This is a genomic window from Cohnella thermotolerans DSM 17683 (assembly GCF_000429825.1).
Classification (GTDB): Bacteria; Bacillota; Bacilli; order Paenibacillales; family Paenibacillaceae; genus Cohnella; species Cohnella thermotolerans.
The window spans coordinates 37,595-53,130 of sequence record NZ_AUCP01000037.1 but is presented as its reverse complement, the minus strand read 5'-3'; the positions used below and the strand labels follow the sequence as shown (position 1 = coordinate 53,130).

The 15,536-nt window shown below is 51.4% G+C and carries 15 protein-coding genes; 7 read left to right on the top strand and 8 right to left on the bottom strand.

The window, feature by feature from the left end:
• The first annotated feature begins 86 nt into the window (after positions 1-86).
• Positions 87-479, top strand: coding sequence for a hypothetical protein (locus G485_RS0106840; RefSeq protein WP_027091948.1), 393 nt, complete (start codon positions 87-89; stop codon positions 477-479).
• A 156-nt stretch (positions 480-635) separates the two neighbouring features.
• Here G485_RS0106840 and G485_RS0106835 read toward each other — a convergent pair whose 3' ends face one another.
• A complete protein-coding gene (locus tag G485_RS0106835; RefSeq protein WP_027091947.1) occupies positions 636-2,039 on the bottom strand; it encodes an amino acid permease in 1,404 nt (467 codons plus the stop codon).
• Between the two features lie 238 nt (positions 2,040-2,277).
• Here G485_RS0106835 and G485_RS30800 point away from each other — a divergent pair, with 238 nt between their 5' ends.
• From G485_RS30800 to G485_RS28835, 6 genes are all read left to right on the top strand, one after another.
• Positions 2,278-3,006 carry a CdaR family protein gene (locus G485_RS30800; RefSeq protein ID WP_240489084.1) on the top strand — a complete coding sequence of 243 codons (729 nt, stop codon included), beginning with the start codon at positions 2,278-2,280 and terminating at the stop codon, positions 3,004-3,006.
• Positions 2,927-3,511, top strand: a complete 585-nt coding sequence (locus tag G485_RS30795; RefSeq protein ID WP_240489083.1) for a PucR family transcriptional regulator — start codon at positions 2,927-2,929, stop codon at positions 3,509-3,511. Before G485_RS30800 ends, G485_RS30795 begins: the two co-directional genes overlap by 80 nt.
• A 144-nt stretch (positions 3,512-3,655) precedes the next feature.
• Positions 3,656-4,789 carry an alanine dehydrogenase gene (gene ald / locus G485_RS0106825; RefSeq protein WP_027091946.1) on the top strand — a complete coding sequence of 378 codons (1,134 nt, stop codon included), beginning with the start codon at positions 3,656-3,658 and terminating at the stop codon, positions 4,787-4,789.
• 96 nt (positions 4,790-4,885) lie between these two features.
• Positions 4,886-6,058 (top strand): alanine racemase, encoded by a 1,173-nt coding sequence (alr, locus tag G485_RS0106820; RefSeq protein WP_338027737.1) that lies wholly within the window; start codon positions 4,886-4,888, stop codon positions 6,056-6,058.
• Positions 6,059-6,134: 76 nt separating this feature from the next.
• The gene (gene gap / locus G485_RS0106815; protein ID WP_027091944.1) at positions 6,135-7,181 is read left to right on the top strand and encodes a type I glyceraldehyde-3-phosphate dehydrogenase; all 1,047 of its coding nucleotides are present in this window, start codon (positions 6,135-6,137) and stop codon (positions 7,179-7,181) included.
• Complete coding sequence (locus G485_RS28835; RefSeq protein ID WP_084423172.1) at positions 7,160-7,348, top strand: GapA-binding peptide SR1P; 189 nt, start codon at positions 7,160-7,162, stop codon at positions 7,346-7,348. The genes gap and G485_RS28835 overlap by 22 nt, the downstream gene beginning before the upstream one ends.
• 82 nt (positions 7,349-7,430) lie before the next feature.
• Here the strand turns inward: G485_RS28835 and G485_RS29760 are convergent, their stop codons facing one another.
• The 7 genes from G485_RS29760 to G485_RS0106780 form a co-directional block, all read right to left on the bottom strand.
• Positions 7,431-7,595 carry a hypothetical protein gene (locus G485_RS29760; RefSeq protein ID WP_156922180.1) on the bottom strand — a complete coding sequence of 55 codons (165 nt, stop codon included), beginning with the start codon at positions 7,593-7,595 and terminating at the stop codon, positions 7,431-7,433.
• 33 nt (positions 7,596-7,628) lie between these two features.
• Complete coding sequence (locus tag G485_RS0106805; protein ID WP_027091943.1) at positions 7,629-8,801, bottom strand: Ger(x)C family spore germination protein; 1,173 nt, start codon at positions 8,799-8,801, stop codon at positions 7,629-7,631.
• Positions 8,798-10,360, bottom strand: coding sequence for a spore germination protein (locus G485_RS25425; RefSeq protein WP_027091942.1), 1,563 nt, complete (start codon positions 10,358-10,360; stop codon positions 8,798-8,800). The genes G485_RS0106805 and G485_RS25425 overlap by 4 nt, the downstream gene beginning before the upstream one ends.
• A 6-nt stretch (positions 10,361-10,366) precedes the next feature.
• Positions 10,367-11,452 (bottom strand): GerAB/ArcD/ProY family transporter, encoded by a 1,086-nt coding sequence (locus G485_RS0106795; protein ID WP_027091941.1) that lies wholly within the window; start codon positions 11,450-11,452, stop codon positions 10,367-10,369.
• A 66-nt stretch (positions 11,453-11,518) separates the two neighbouring features.
• Positions 11,519-12,643: a Ger(x)C family spore germination protein gene (locus G485_RS0106790; RefSeq protein WP_027091940.1), complete on the bottom strand. Its 1,125-nt coding sequence runs from the start codon at positions 12,641-12,643 to the stop codon at positions 11,519-11,521.
• Complete coding sequence (locus G485_RS0106785) at positions 12,618-13,778, bottom strand: GerAB/ArcD/ProY family transporter (RefSeq protein ID WP_027091939.1); 1,161 nt, start codon at positions 13,776-13,778, stop codon at positions 12,618-12,620. The genes G485_RS0106790 and G485_RS0106785 overlap by 26 nt, the downstream gene beginning before the upstream one ends.
• A complete protein-coding gene (locus G485_RS0106780; RefSeq protein ID WP_084423170.1) occupies positions 13,778-15,271 on the bottom strand; it encodes a spore germination protein in 1,494 nt (497 codons plus the stop codon). The genes G485_RS0106785 and G485_RS0106780 overlap by 1 nt, the downstream gene beginning before the upstream one ends.
• Positions 15,272-15,536: the final 265 nt, after the last annotated feature.

Genomic DNA, 15,536 nt, shown 5'->3' with positions numbered 1-15,536 from the left:
CCAAGTATTCGGTCGATGCGTATTGGATTTTTTTGTATTATATGTAGAGGATCCATTTAACTCAGCAAACGGAGGAGATGCCATTTATGCTGCAAAAATCACCCGGCGGTTCCGTTTTCCCCTATTATTACAAGGGGGGTGAAGTTCATTGTTTAAAATACGGAAGTTTTTTCAAAGATACAGACGCGCTTTTCAACATTATGAAATCCGAAGAATCGTTTATTATTGGTAAAAATCGCAAACTGAATGTATGGGTCGATTTTTATGAAACTTCATTAACCAATGAAGTTCTTATGGAATTCGTCAAAAGTTTACATCGTCTGGATAATTACATCGGAAAATTATCAATTGTAGGCTTTTCGGCTATCGATAGGTGGAGATTTCGCAATACGATCAAAAAATTACAGATCGATATGTATACACCGATTAAATTCTATAGCGATCCGGAGGATGCAAAAACTTGGTTAGTGCAGGATTGATACAGGTAATTCGATTCGGAGTTTGTGTCCAGCTTTTTTAATAGCTCAAACCGGGACTCAATCTTCATTTCGGATAGGAGAAGAAGCCCCCCGGGTTCCCGCCAGGAGGCATTCGATTGTAAGGGTTTACATAAACCGAGTGCAAAAGCCTGCCGATCATCCAGCCATTTTATCGTTATTCACAAGGTGCATTTGACTTTTCTTATGCAGTCCTTTTCTGTAGTATACCCCAATCAGGATGGCATACCAGATCGGGCCGACCACCAGGGCGATCCGGGTTCCCGGCGAGAAAGCCATCAGGACGATGACGAGGGCAAGGAACGCAAGGGACAGATAAGAACTGTAAGGTGCCCAGGGCATTTTGTAGGCGAGCTGGTTCCGTTCGGCAATGGACAACGATTTGCGGAACCGAAGCTGCGAAATCAGGATCACTGCCCACGTCCATACCGCGCCAAACGTGGCAATGCTGGTTACCCAGGTAAATACTTTTTCCGGAACCAGGTAGTTCAACACGACGCCCACGAGCAGTGCCAACGCGGAGACAATGATCGCAGTGCCGGGTACGCCGCTCTTGCTCAGCTGACCGAATTTCGGAGAAGCTTCCCCTTGTTGAGCCAAGTTGAACAGCATGCGGCCGGTGCTGAAGATGCCGCTGTTGCAGGAGGACAATGCCGCCGTCAGTACGACAAAGTTAATGATGCCTGCCGCATACGGAATGCCGAAATGATCGAAGGTCATAACGAACGGGCTGCCTTTTTGTCCGATTTCGTTCCAAGGATAGATGGACATGATGACAAACAGGGCGCCGACGTAGAAAAGGAGGATTCTCCAGAAAACGCTGTCAATGGCGCGGGACAACGTCTTTTTAGGGTTTTGCACTTCGCCTGCGGTGACCCCGATCATCTCAATCCCCAGATAAGCGAACATCACCATCTGCAGGGACAAGAGAACGCCCTTCCAACCGTTCGGCAGAAATCCGCCGTGCTGCCATAGATTGCCGATACCTACAGGGGTGCCGCCGTTGCCGAGACCAAATACGATCATGCCGACTCCAAGCAGAATCATCAGGATGATGGCCGCGATTTTAATAAGCGCAAACCAGAATTCCAGCTCGCCATAGGCTTTGACGGCAATCAGGTTGACGGCGCTCATGATGATTAGAGCGGCCAGTGCCCAGATCCAGCGAGGCATACCCGGGAACCAGAACTCCATGTATACGCTTACGGCTGTAATCTCCGCCATACAAGTGATAACCCATAAAAACCAATAGTTCCAGCCGGTCAAGTATCCGAACAGGGGTCCCATGTAGTTGCGGGCATACCGGCTGAAGGAGCCTGCGATCGGTTGATGAATCGCCATCTCCCCAAGCGCGCGCATGATAAAGAAGATGGCGATACCGCCGATGCCATAAGCCAACAAAATCGCAGGTCCGGCCAATTTGATGGCGGATGCGGAACCGAGGAACAACCCGACCCCAATTGCCGCCCCTAAGGACATCAAATTGATGTGTCGTTGTTGAAGCCCGCGGTTCAACTCGGTTTTTTCTTGTTGATTGCTCATAGTGAAACCCCTTTCATCATTTTTGTAAGCGCTGTCAATCGGGGTGAAACATGCCGAAAAACGGAATCGTTAAATTTCCTTTCATTCGGCACCCTTATCGTACTGTAAAACGGGCCGTTCCGATTTGTTGCGTAGTGAGAAATTTTCTTGCCGCTTTTGTGACATTCTACAAATGTGACCTTGACGCTCGGGGGCTGAGCCCTCTTATGGAAGAAATTGAAGCTTGAGGAGTCTGAGGATGAATCAAGACACCAATCCGTTTGACCAAAGTTTCGGCAGTCTGGATACGCTGGCGGAAACCATCTATGGTGAGCTGCGCTGTCCGGTAACGATCGAGGACACCAATCACCGGCTGCTCGCATACAGTTCGCACGAAGATATGACGGACCCCGCCCGAATATCGACCATCATGGGACGCAAAGTACCGGACAAAGTCATCAGCACCTTATGGAGAGACGGCGTGATGAAGCGTCTGCTGCAAAGTGAACTCCCGATCCGGATTTCTGCGATGGGGGAAATCGGGTTGGGCGACCGGGTGGCAATCGCGATTCGCCGAAATCAGGAAGTCCTCGGTTATATATGGCTTCTGGAAGTGAACGAGCCTCTTGGCGAACACGGATTGCATCTGCTCAAACGAGCGGCCGATGCCGCCAGATCGCTGTTAATCCAGCTTCAGATGAAAAGCCGAAAAGAAGAGAAAAGCTATCATGATTTTTTCTGGCAGCTTCTGACCGGCCATCTGCAGTTGGACGAAACGGTCCGGGAAAGGGCGAAGCTGCTTGGCGTGCGGCTGCCGGAACGGTATCACGTGACGGTCTCAGTTCGAAGAAGCCATTTCCGACAAACTCCAACAGCAAATCCGCTATACGTTGGAAACGACGCCTTTCGTGCGGATCGTTCTGCATGCAATGACCGATGCCCGATTGGTTCTGTTGGCGGCGGCGCCTTCCCCAGCGGCCGGCCATGAGGAGGAGCAGTGGGAAGCTATGTTGCGGATGTTCCGCCAAATGAAGCAGCGTTTCGGAATCTCGCCTGTGGATAGCGGCAGCGGAATGATCTACAGCGACTACGCGATGGTGGAGCGGAGCTACCAGGAAGCCTTGACGCTTCTGCAAATCAAGCGGCGGTTTCCCGAGGAAACGAGTTCAGCGCATTCCTATCCCGATTTGGGTTACTATCGCTATCTCCCTCACATATTGCAGGAAAAGCAGCTGCACCGGTTCGAGAATCCCGCTCTGAGCAAATTGCGGAAGTACGACCGCGAGCACAACAGCGAACTGCTGCAGACGCTGGAATTGTATTTAAGCCAAGACAGCAATGTCAAAGCCACGGCGGATCTGCTTCATGTTCACATAAACACGCTCACGTACCGCCTGAAGCGCATCGCTGAGATCGTGGACATTGACCTGAACAGCATGGATCAGAAGGTTACGCTTTATCTGGATTTAAAGGCGGAAAAAATGCTGGAGTAGCCGGAACGCAAGAAGCAAAGGGAAGCGGAGCTTTGTTGATTTTCACAAGGCTCCCGACATATTTTCTGAATTCCGAACAACGTAATAAAGCGCTTACTCCCTTATACTGGCTATAGACCGCATCAGACAAAGGAGAGATTAGACATGAAAATCGGGATTCCCAAGGAAATTAAAAACAACGAAAACCGGGTGGCCATCACTCCGGCAGGTGTAGACGCTTTCGTCAAAGCCGGACATCAAGTGATGATTGAAAGCGACGCCGGATTGGGAAGCGGTTTCACGAATGAAGACTACGCCGCAGCCGGAGCGACGATTCTCCAGCAGGCGGCCGACGTCTGGGCCAACGCCGATATGATCATGAAAGTGAAAGAACCCTTGCCGTCCGAATACGGCTATTTCCGTGACGGATTGATTCTGTTTACGTACCTGCATCTGGCGGCAGAGCCGGAATTGACCCGGGCGCTGATGGAAAAAGGCGTTACCGCAGTCGCCTATGAAACCGTAGAAGTGAACCGTACGCTGCCGCTTTTGACGCCGATGAGCGAAGTGGCCGGCCGGATGGCGCCGCAAATCGGAGCGCAATTTCTGGAAAAGGTTTACGGCGGCAAAGGCGTTCTGCTCGGAGGCGTGCCCGGCGTGAAGCGGGCAAAAGTAACGATTGTCGGCGGAGGCATCGTCGGCACCAATGCGGCCAAAATCGCGGTCGGGCTCGGCGCTCATGTGACGATTATCGATCTGAATCCGGAACGTCTGCGTCAGTTGGACGATATTTTCGGAGCCGACATTCAAACGATGATGTCCAATCCGTTCAATATTGCCGAAGCGGTTTCGGAATCCGATCTGGTCGTGGGAGCGGTGCTCATTCCGGGTGCGAAAGCGCCGAAGCTGGTCACGGAGAGCATGATCCGCTCCATGAAACCGGGCTCGGTGGTTGTGGATGTGGCGATCGACCAAGGCGGCATCCTTGAAACCGTAGACCACATTACGACGCATGACAATCCGACGTTTGTCAAACACGGAGTCGTTCATTACGCTGTCGCGAATATGCCGGGGGCCGTTCCGAGAACGTCTACGATCGCGCTGACCAATGTGACCATGCCGTACGCCTTGCAAATCGCCAATAAAGGCGTCATCCGCGCCGTGCAGGAGAACAAGGCGCTGCTTCAAGGGGTCAATGTCGCAGCGGGCAGCGTTGCGTATAAAGCGGTGGCCGACAGCCTTGGCCACGAATACGTCCCTGTCGAAAAAGCGCTGGCAAAACTTCCGTTTGTCCTGTAATCATTCCAATAAATACCCCTTCGGTTATGGCTTGGAGGGGTTTTGCAACATGCCGCGTCGGATTGCAACGCGGCCCGAACGGAGGCGGCTCACATCGTGTTTAGTTACAGGGAGACTTGGGCCGAAGTTTCGCTCGACGCCATTGCGCATAATGTGAAGACGATCAAGGCGGGACTAAAGCCTTCCTGCCGCTTCATGGCGGTGGTCAAGGCGGACGGTTACGGCCATGGCGCCGTCCAGGTCGCCAAGGCGGCGCTGGAAGCCGGGGCGGATTGGCTTGGCGTGGCCTTATTGGACGAAGCCTTGCAGCTTCGGGCGGCAGGCATCGATTGCCCCATTCTCGTTCTGGGGTACACGCCTTCCGCATCCGTCGAAGCGGCCGTAAAGCACCGCATCGCCGTGACCGTGTTTACCGAGAAGGAACTGGAATCCGTGATCGCTTGTGCGGCACGCCATCGGCAGCATGCCGACGTGCATTTGAAAGCGGATACAGGGATGTCGCGGCTCGGCGTGACCGATCCGGAAACGGCCCTTGACTTGGCGCGAAAAGCGGCAAGCTCGCCATGGGTCAGGCTGGAAGGCATCTTTACGCATTTCGCCAGCGCCGACAGTCCGGATGAGACGTACACCCGCAAACAATTTGAGACGTTTCTTGCTTATATCGAATACCTGGAGCGGCACGGTGTCCGGGTCCCGCTCAAGCACTGCTGCAACAGCGCGGCGAGCCTGCGATTTCCGGACATGCATCTGGATATGGTCCGGGTGGGCATCGGCTTGTACGGGCTGCTTCCTTTTTCCGATCCGATGCCGGGACTGCCCGAGCTGCTGCCGGCGATGAAGTGGAAAACCAGAATCGCGGCATTGAAGCAGGTGCCCGCCGGGCAGCCCATCAGCTACGGGTGCACCTATCGGCCGGAACGGCCAAGCTGGATCGCGACCATTCCGGCCGGCTATGCCGACGGGCTGTCCCGCCGGTTGTCCAACCGGGGCAGCCTGATGATCGGCGGACGCAAAGCGCCGATCGTCGGAAGAGTATGCATGGACCAGACGATGCTTGATGTCAGCGACATACCCGGCGTCCGGGCGGGAGACGAAGTGCTTCTGTTCGGCCGCACCGAAGAAGGCGGTTTGCCCGTCGAAGAGATCGCTTCCCTTCTGGATACGATCAACTATGAAATCGTCTGTTTGGTTGGCAAGCGGGTTCCCCGCGTTTACCTGCGGGGACGGACGGCCATCGAGACCGTCAACCATGTGCTCGCGAAGACGTAGGCGGATCCTCTTGCGGTTCCCCGTTATTCCGCCGAACGATCCGGCACATCGGAACTATGCACCAGAGGAGGTCATCATGAACCAGCAGGTGGGGATCAGCGGCACGGGCAGAATCGGCCGACTGTTGATCAGAAAGGCGTTTACAACCGGCATTCCGGGAGCTCAAGTCAAGGCGATCAATTCGACAAGCCCGATCGGGACGGCGGCGCATTTGCTGAAATACGATACGGTACACGGCAAATGGGACGCCGACATTCAGGTCGAAAAGGACAAGCTGGTGATAAACGGGCAACCGGTTGCTTTCGTCTCGGAGCGCGATCCGGCGTTGCTGCCATGGGACAAGTACGGCATTGACATCGCGATCGACGCCACCGGCAAGTTCAACGAACGTGCGGGAGCGGTCCAACATCTGGCGGCGGGAGCGAAGCGAGTCGTCGTGACGGCGCCCGGCAAGGATCTGGATTTGACGGTGGTGATGGGCGTCAACGAAGCGAGCTACGATCCCGACAAGCATACGCTGCTGTCCACGGCGTCGTGCACGACGAACTGCCTTGTGCCGGTGCTGCACATTCTCGACCGTGCGTTCGGCGTCGAATCCGGCTGGATGACAACGGTTCACGCCTATACGAACGATCAAAACCATCTCGATAATCCGCACAAGGATTTGCGGCGCGCGCGGGCTTGCACGCAGTCGATTGTTCCGACTTCCACCGGGGTCGGCAAAGCGCTGTCCGGGGTGCTGCCGCACCTTGCCCCCGTCATTCGGGGCTTGTCGCTGCGCGTGCCGACGCAGGACGTTTCGCTTGTCGATTTGACAGTCGAGCTTCGCCGTCCGGCAACGAAAGAAGACGTGCAGCAAGCGTTCAAGACGGCGGCGCAGGGGGCGCTCGCAGCCTACATCGAATACAACGAGCTGCCGCTAGTTTCGTCGGACTACATCGGCAATGACAAGTCGGCGGTTATCGACGGACTGTCGATCATGGCTTCGGGCCGGCAAGTGAAGGTGCTGGCATGGTATGACAACGAATGGGCGTACGCCTGCCGGGTGCTTGATTTCGTCGCCCATGTCGCCAAAAAAAATGAGATGAGGGTGAACGGACCATGGAGCAAAACATTCGCATGATGAAGGAACCGGGACGGTCGCCGCTGCATCTCGGCACACTCGTCTGCCGTCACTGCGGGGAAATCATCGATACGCTGCCGACAAGCGGGGTCAAGCTTTTTTACGGAGAATGCGGGAACAAACTTTGCAGCCAGACAAAAGGAGATCGTCCGGATGAATTCAACTAAATGGTTGTACCGTTTTCAGGATGGTAACGACGGAGGCGTGCCGCGCTTTCTACGCCGGGGGCCGCGTTCTGCCGGAAGGCCCTCATGAATCAGGTTGCTTAAGAGCGCCGGTCGAGATTGCGGTCTCCGGCTGCCGGGCGTTATCCCGCGCATATCTTTGCCGAAGATGACGCCCGGCAATCTTGATCAGAAAATGCTGCCGGAAGAAGCCCTTCAGAGAATCTGGAGGGTCTTTCATTTTGTCCATGCCGAGCTCGCCGATAAAAGGACAATACGTTGTCTATTGAGCGGTATCGTGATGACTCATGCCTGGCTCAAATTTGTATCTGCCTGTACTGGTTAAATGTACTTTAACGCGCACATTTCGTAAGGAGTTTTCGTTTAGTACGAATTGATTTTCGTCAGCCAGCCGATGGAATGCAGCCGGTTTGCTTCGATACAATGTTTCTGCCAAATTATAAATGTCTACTCCCCGTTCATATGCCTTCTTGTAGGTATATCGAATTTCCTCTTCCACTTCTTCTCCCGCCAATTTCGATAATTCTTTCTCGGTTATTTTCATGTGCTGCTCGTTGATCCCGGCTTTCATCGATACCGTGACGTCGAAATAGACCTTTCCATCTTGAATGGCATGCCGGATATGAACATGAGGTTTCTCCGTAATCAAAATAGCGACCAAATGATCGTTTTGTCTGACCGACAGCGGCATGCGCACTGTGTCTTCCCGCATCCATGGCAGTCCTTTCAAGTCGGTCAGGTTCATATGGCCTATAAATTTTTTGTATTGAAAGATATGCATCCCATCATATTTCAACAAAGGATGCTTTTTATTGCTTTCTTCCCATCGTTCTTGGTCAATGGTCAGGCATGGCAAATAAGCGGGATTTACCTTTTCTTTAATTGACATAATAAACTGGTATAATCTTACCGGGCGAATCATCGAACGTTGCCGGTAGGCCTCTTCGGGGTTGTGCAGGATAGATGCCTCAGGAGACAGCCTGAAGAATGGGGTTGCGCGAAGTACTTCCTCTATAGGTTCTTTGGTGCTGAATGCCCAGATTAAATAACGAATTTCACGGTATCGGTTGATCAGTTCCAACACTTCGTTGTATTTGTTTTGTTCAAGAATCCGTTCGCTGAAAACAATGGCTTCGACATGCCCCCAGGTCACCCGCTGCTGCGATGTTTCATACAAGTAATTGGCTGCGTCGGTAAAAGTCGGTCCTACACCTTTCCCGATCCAGACCGGGGCTTCTTGCTGTTTTTGCTGTCCTTCCAACTTGGCAACGGAAGAGAAATCCAGAAGTTGTACGTACACCGTATAATTCCCTCCTTCGTAATCAACCCCTATGGCGGAAGGATAATTGACGTTTTGGACTTCCCGGTTGCCCCAGCAGCCGGTTGCGGTCGAAAGAATAAGGAGCAAAAGAAACGCCAGTTTCAGAAATTTCATTTTGCGCCTCCCCCTTTGGTTCCATCGTTAGGGTGCAAATATTCCGGTCTTCTTTTTTTCCACGGCCACGGCATACGAAAGAACGCATGGGCGATTTCCTTGAAATATGGCGGCGAAAACGGCGCCAAATACGGAACGCCATACGATTGCAAAGTCGACAAATGGATCAGCAGAACAAATACGCTGAGGAAGAAGCCGTACAATCCGAACATGGCCGCCATAAAAAAGATAAAGAAGCGCAGAATGCTTAAGGTGCCTATGAGGGAAACGTTGGCAATGGTGGCTCCGAATACTTGAGTGATCGCCCCGATCACCACGATCGCCGGCGACAAAAATCCGGCTCTGATGGCGGCATCGCCGATGATCAATCCCCCGACCACGGTCAATGTCGAACCGATCGAGGGGGAGAGACGGACGCTAGCCTCCCTTAATATTTCAAGAAAAACCAGGGCAAGAACCATTTCCTGGGTGATCGAAAGGGGAATGCCAAGCCGGTTCATCGTAATGGTGGCCAGCAGGAAAAACGGGATTTGATCCTGATGGTGAGCCAGCACGGAAACCCAAAAGGCCGGCAACAATATGGTCACAACCAATCCCAGCATCCGGATCGATTGTCCGAAGGAAGCGGAAAACCACGTTACATGACTGTCTTCCGGCGTTTTCAGCACCATCGTCAATGTCGCGGGAGCAACCAAGGCGGCCGGAGTTCCTTCCACGAACAGGACGAAACGCCCATTCAGCAAACAATTCACAGCGAAATCCGGCCGTCCTGTATAGACCATCAAGGGGAACAGGGTGAGCGACGGCGTCAAAATCTCCTCCAATTGCGTCGAACTGATAACGCCGTCAATGTTAATGGTCTGCAGATTGTGCTTCAATTGCTGTATGATTTTGGGATCCACGATATCGTGCATATACAACAATGAGATTTTCGTTTGCGTGCGCTCGCCTATTAAGGTGGATTCGCAGGCCAAAGAAACGGACCGGATGCGTCTGCGAACGAGCGCCACATTCGTCGCAACGTCTTCCACAAAACCGTCTCTTGGCCCCCGAACAGAAACGTCGATATTCGAATCCTCCGGCTGGCGGATCGGGAGTCGGGCAATGTCTATCGATCCGATGGCGCGAAGCGCAGGAATGAACAGAAGGAGCTTGCCGTCAAACACGTGCTGCACACTCTTCTTCTGCCATTCTTCATTTTGAAACATGTCCAGTTGCAGTTGACCCGATTGAGTAAGCAACTCAACATTCTGAAACCCATGCTGTTCATAGATCCGGCTCAACCGTGGGAGGATGATCTCGTGCAGCATTTGTTGATTGTCGCTCATTCCCTCGCAATAAAAAAAGATAACGGATGAATCGGCAGCATCCGGCTTAAACGTATAGGTGTAATGCTTGACATCGCTGCACTGGCTGAACAAATCGAACAGGTCTGACGCTTCCGGTACAGGTTTATCCCGCGGCAATTGATCGTTCCTGGAATGTTCCGAGATCGGACGCGGTTTGGACTTGGAGTCAAGTCTATTGAGCAATTGTTTCAACAATGAAGTAACGGTCATTTGTTTTCACCTTTTGATGAGGCTGGCGAACCAGATTTTTGTAACAAACACAACAGTCATCCCAACGGCAATGCAAACAGTAACGGGTAAATACAGGTTTTTGAGAAAAATAAAAAATTGAGCGTCGCTAACAGGCAACAAAACGGTCGCCATCATGGCCATTCCGGCAAGGGTAAGCCATATCCACTTCGTCTTCGGTTTCCAGATGTCAACCATCAAAAACAAAGCCAGCGCTACCCGAATAAACGTGCCGGACAGCCATTGGTAGATGGAGAAGAAATCAAGATGAGCCAGGTATTGACCGAGCTGAACCATACGCCACTGCTCATAAGCGGGGTAACGTTGTTCAGCCGCCTCTTCCGGTCCGAATATGGCAATCGTCCCCATTAACGGCCCCAAGATCAGACCGGCCAAAATAAGGCAGAACACCATCAAGTTGCTGAATCTGGGCAATTTGGAAAGGTGGTCTTGAAAAAAAAGGATCCCCATCAATTCCAATATCCCGCTGGCGGCATACGTTATCCCTTTCCAAACAGGAGACATTCCATATTCCATGACGGGAAATAATGAGGAATAATTCTTATACTTAAAGTTGGCCGACATGACAAAATAGCCAAGCATCATAACGATCGGCAGAAGGATGCCGGCCACGATGGCAATGGGGCGTATTCCCGCGTTGGCAGCGAACACACAACTGATGACCGTTACCAGAACGATGGCAACAACCGGTGTTTGCGGCAAATAGGAGGCAATCGTCCATGTTATGGTGTCTTTCAAAGAAAGGGATCCCATCATGAATAAATAAGCGGAGCTGAACAGCAAAATGATGGTGGCCAGCGTTTTCCCGAAATGCTTGTACAGCCAATCCCGGAACGCTTGTCCGTTCATGTCTTTGATAATGAAGGATAAACATCCGATCCATAGAGGAGCGATGGCGACTGCAGCCAATACCGAGACCCAAGCATCCCTTTTGGCGGCGGTCAGCAACATCGGAATGATGATCACATGGTTCAGTATGCCGATCGCCATCATAAGCACGATGTAGGCTTGAACCAACGTAATTTTGTTATTTTCTTGAGAAATAGCGATCACCCTTTTATCCTTTGCTCCTTCTGTTAAGGCTTTCCATGTCGTTCCGCCGTTATACTGTAATCGGTATCAGCGTCTGCCTTTCGGTGCAAAGATGGATCGGTTCGATTTCAACATGCCTGATTGTTCAACATTAACGTGTACTCGCACGTTTACTTGCATGTCCGGCCAATGCTTCCTCCATTGATCCCCCGTAAACGGTCGACGCATGAGCCCCAGCGTGTGCTCGCCTATGGAAAGCGGATCGACAGACAATGATTTTATTTGTTGAATAATTTGTTCCATATCCGATTCGACTCGGCGCTCTACCGTCCGGACCCAGGAAGCCGCTTCAGTCGGATCGCTCAAGTCCCGATTGTCCCGGTATTCTTCCACTCTTCCTCCTATATGGACGTCGATCTGCACTTCTCGGTAAGAATCGGTAAACCGAATTTTGCGGGTAGCGTAAACTTCACCAAGGGTAGTGTCCAAGGCCGTTATCGGCATCGATTTGTGATGACGGTTTTTATGACGCAGGATTTGAAAGTACACATCGTCCGGTTGTCGGATCGCTCCTACCATCCGGTCGTCTTGAAATAATGCCGTACCTTGATATTCAAACCCTTCAGCGTTGACCGCAAATAGCGGAGTGACCGGATCGGAATAGGGGTCGTACAATCTTTCCATAAATTGCTTCAGATTGGTAATCGTCAGCTCCTGTTGCTTTTCGTAATGGGCAAACATTTTATATAAGTAAAAGTCGACTTGTGCCTGCTTTTGTTGCAGCTGATTGTTTAAATAATCGATCATGTTGCCTTCCGCTACGACGAGATAAACCCGATCGGATATTTCAGGATCAAGCAGCTGCGAACTGATGACATCCTTGAGCCCTTTCCGGGCCAATGTATCCGACACAAAAACCATTCGCAACTGTCCGCTTTTGATTTCCCGGTAATATTTGTGGTCCATCTGGTATCTGCCTTCCTTAATTAACGCGCTACTGACGGTTATAACGCTTTTTTGCTCTTTTTTGAGCGGCGGTATAATCGTCGATATCAGCAATTGGCCGTTTTTGTTCTGGTCCAGATAAAGCAAGATGATCGGGGAAATCTCCTCCACCGTATTGGATTTTACGTTAAAGGAAGAACATCCGCACATCATCAAGAGGATCAGAAAAATCATGGCTCGGCTAATCTGGCGAATGATTGGTTGCATGGCGTGTCCCTCGCTTCTTGGTCAGGAGAGCGGCGATCATAAGGAGAACGGGCAGAGCGGCATACGTACATGCATCCGACCAGTTATGCCACTCGATCCAGCGATTCTTCCCCATTTCGTTCGCCCAACCCCAGTATTGTATCGCCATTGTGGTCAAACACAGCATCACAAAGGCAGGCCCTAGCCATTTTCGGCCGGATGGAACGTCAGAGGCGCCGGTCATCATGCGAAGCGCTGCTGCCGCGTACAGCAGCAGGAATGTAACGACATAAACGACGGAGAAGGCATAAGCCGGAATAATAATTATCTCCAGCCGTTCGGCAAACGGCAGGTGAATGTAACGAACGAGCTGAACCACAGGCAGATCCAGCCTTCGCAAATACTGCGATCCGTAAAACAGATGGCAAACGACAAAAAAGAACACATATTCCACGATGCTGAATGCATTTCCGATCAGCAAAGAAGATTGGATCCGCCGCTCGTCCACTGCCTGTTTCGGCAGCATCAACAAATATTCGGGGCCGGCAAAAGCCGCCCACAAGGTGAGGAATGTATGCCAGGGATGGGGCGGCATCCGTTCCGGAATCAAGGGCAGGAGATGATAGTAATCGGCATTCGCCGGAAAAATGTAAGGAACGTAGAACAGAACGACCCAAACGGTTCCAATAAAGGAAATGACTCCGAAACGAAGAGTCTTTTCCATACCAAGTCGGGCCAGATACAGGCAAGCGAATAGTAGAAGCGCAACAAACAATTTGGGGTCCAGGGAAGGAAACAAGATATTATTCACGATGTCGACGTATCCGAGCAAAAGTACGGCGCACTTCACCAAAGCTAACGACAGACCGAAGAGCGAAAACAGCCATAGTACTGTTTTGCCTAATAGCCGAACGGTTCCGAAGTAGCCGTCAGGCCGATCCATCCGCCTTAACCAGTTGGCCAACAACCAGATATTGAGATGCGAACAGGCCGCGGCAAGCAGAATGATCCAGATCATCGACGGTTCGATAAACGTACTGGGAAAAAACAAAATGTAGGATAGGGTTTGAATTCGGTTGACCATAAACGTCCAGGACAGGGGTTCGACCGGTCCGGAGATGTCGAATAAATCGGCAGAATGCACGTTGTGTTTCATCATATCTTCCTCTTGAGAATACGAAATCGGTCCAATGGCTTTAAGTGGGCGGGGCGCGTTTTCATGCTGGTCATCGGCAGCCGGATGACGGTATCTTTCCAATCTCTTCCGAAAAATGGACTAAGCGGCGCCAAATAGGGCTGCCGCAACGAAGTCAGACCCTGCAGATGAATGCAAAGCCAAATGAGCCCCAAACCGATGCCCCACATGCCCAGCCATGCAGCCAAGATGAGAAGCGCGAACTGAATCAGTTTGCTCGCGTTCGTCATCAAATAATTGGGAATCAGGAACGAGGCGACCGCGGATATGGCAATGATAATGATGAGAACATTGCTGGCAATTCCCGCATCGACCGATGCTTCCCCGATGACGATGCCCCCTACAATGCCGAGGGTTTGGCTGGCTTTGGACGGCATACGCAAACTTGCTTCCTTCAATATCTCAAGCGTCAAAAGCATAAACAACGCTTCCCAAAACGGAGTGAACGGGATTTGGCTTCTGGACTCCATGAGTACAAACAGCATGGCCAACGGGATCATCTGATAATGATGTACGGATAGCGCTACATAGACAGGGGTCAAGAAAAGGGCTATTGCAAATGCCACAAAGCGAAGTCCTCTGAGAAAACTGCCGACCATCCAGCGATGGATATAATCTTCCGGTGACTGGAACAGATCGAAAAACGTAATGGGAGCGACGATGGCAAACGGCGTATTGTCAACCAGCCATACCACTTTTCCGCTCAATAGAGCTGACGCCAGAGCATCCGGCCGGTCCGTTTGCTGAAATTGCGGAAAAACGCTGAAGATGTGATCTTCCAGAAAGGCGGACACGTGCGCTGCATCGAAAATACCATCGAAGTCGATCTCCTTGGTTTTACTTTCGGCAATGCGCACGAGTTCCGGATTTACGATCCCTTCCATATACAAGAGGATGACCGAGGTTTTGCTGAACGAACCGATTATGAATTTTTTGGATTTCAGGTTTGGAACAGGCAGCCGGCGGCGAATCAAAGTCAGACTATTATCGAGTTGTTCGCTCAAGCTGTCTTTCGGGCCGTATACGATGGCTTCCTGCTCGGAAGTATTGATGGAGCGGCCGAGGGTATTCCTTTTTTTCACCGCATAGACGTGATCATTTTCAAAAAAAACCAACACGGAACCTTCGAGGATCAGTTGTTCAGCTTTCGACAATGTATCCACTTGCACAATCTCGTCGGATATGATGTTCCGCCCGGTTTGTGCGGCGGAGCCGTGCAAAATCGGAAGCACGATATCGCTTTGCAATTGAGTTTCATCCACAAGGGAATGGATATAAAACAACTTAACGGTTTGCTTTTCAGCCAGCAGCTCATGAATTTGCGCGTCGTGAATATCCCGAAACAAATCTTGGATTTGCTTGGGCGTCGGCGGTCCGCCGGCGTCCGCCATCGGAGCGGGACGTGAACTTGGTTTTAATTTTCGGGCCATTTTCCAAAAGGTTATCCAGTTCATTGAACTCACCTTTGTTCAAATTGATCTTCTTTATGTTTCCACAAGACTGTCTTTTTATTCCATGAAGACGACGACAATGGGTTCGGCCTCCCGGATCGCTGGGATTGTAATTTTCCCCTCCTTGTATTACACTTGTCGCAATTGAATACTTCCGGGAGCTTGCGGAAGCAGGCTGAGAGTACGGCTAATCCGTCGTAGACCGAGTGAACCTGTTGGATAATGCCAGCGTAGGGACGAGCAGCTTATGTTCGCATGGATTTGCGAC

Excerpts from the sequence above, each read along its gene's own strand:
- G485_RS0106785 (WP_027091939.1), bottom strand. The coding sequence starts at position 13,778 with ATGAAACACAACGTGCATTCTGCCGATTTATTCGACATCTCCGGACCG.
- gap (WP_027091944.1), top strand. The coding sequence starts at position 6,135 with ATGAACCAGCAGGTGGGGATCAGCGGCACGGGCAGAATCGGCCGACTG.
- G485_RS28835 (WP_084423172.1), top strand. The coding sequence starts at position 7,160 with ATGGAGCAAAACATTCGCATGATGAAGGAACCGGGACGGTCGCCGCTG.
- G485_RS0106790 (WP_027091940.1), bottom strand. The coding sequence starts at position 12,643 with ATGCAACCAATCATTCGCCAGATTAGCCGAGCCATGATTTTTCTGATC.
- G485_RS30800 (WP_240489084.1), top strand. The coding sequence starts at position 2,278 with ATGAATCAAGACACCAATCCGTTTGACCAAAGTTTCGGCAGTCTGGAT.
- G485_RS25425 (WP_027091942.1), bottom strand. The coding sequence starts at position 10,360 with ATGACCGTTACTTCATTGTTGAAACAATTGCTCAATAGACTTGACTCC.
- G485_RS0106805 (WP_027091943.1), bottom strand. The coding sequence starts at position 8,801 with ATGAAATTTCTGAAACTGGCGTTTCTTTTGCTCCTTATTCTTTCGACC.
- G485_RS0106835 (WP_027091947.1), bottom strand. The coding sequence starts at position 2,039 with ATGAGCAATCAACAAGAAAAAACCGAGTTGAACCGCGGGCTTCAACAA.
- G485_RS0106780 (WP_084423170.1), bottom strand. The coding sequence starts at position 15,271 with ATGAACTGGATAACCTTTTGGAAAATGGCCCGAAAATTAAAACCAAGT.
- G485_RS0106840 (WP_027091948.1), top strand. The coding sequence starts at position 87 with ATGCTGCAAAAATCACCCGGCGGTTCCGTTTTCCCCTATTATTACAAG.
- G485_RS29760 (WP_156922180.1), bottom strand. The coding sequence starts at position 7,595 with ATGGACAAAATGAAAGACCCTCCAGATTCTCTGAAGGGCTTCTTCCGG.
- ald (WP_027091946.1), top strand. The coding sequence starts at position 3,656 with ATGAAAATCGGGATTCCCAAGGAAATTAAAAACAACGAAAACCGGGTG.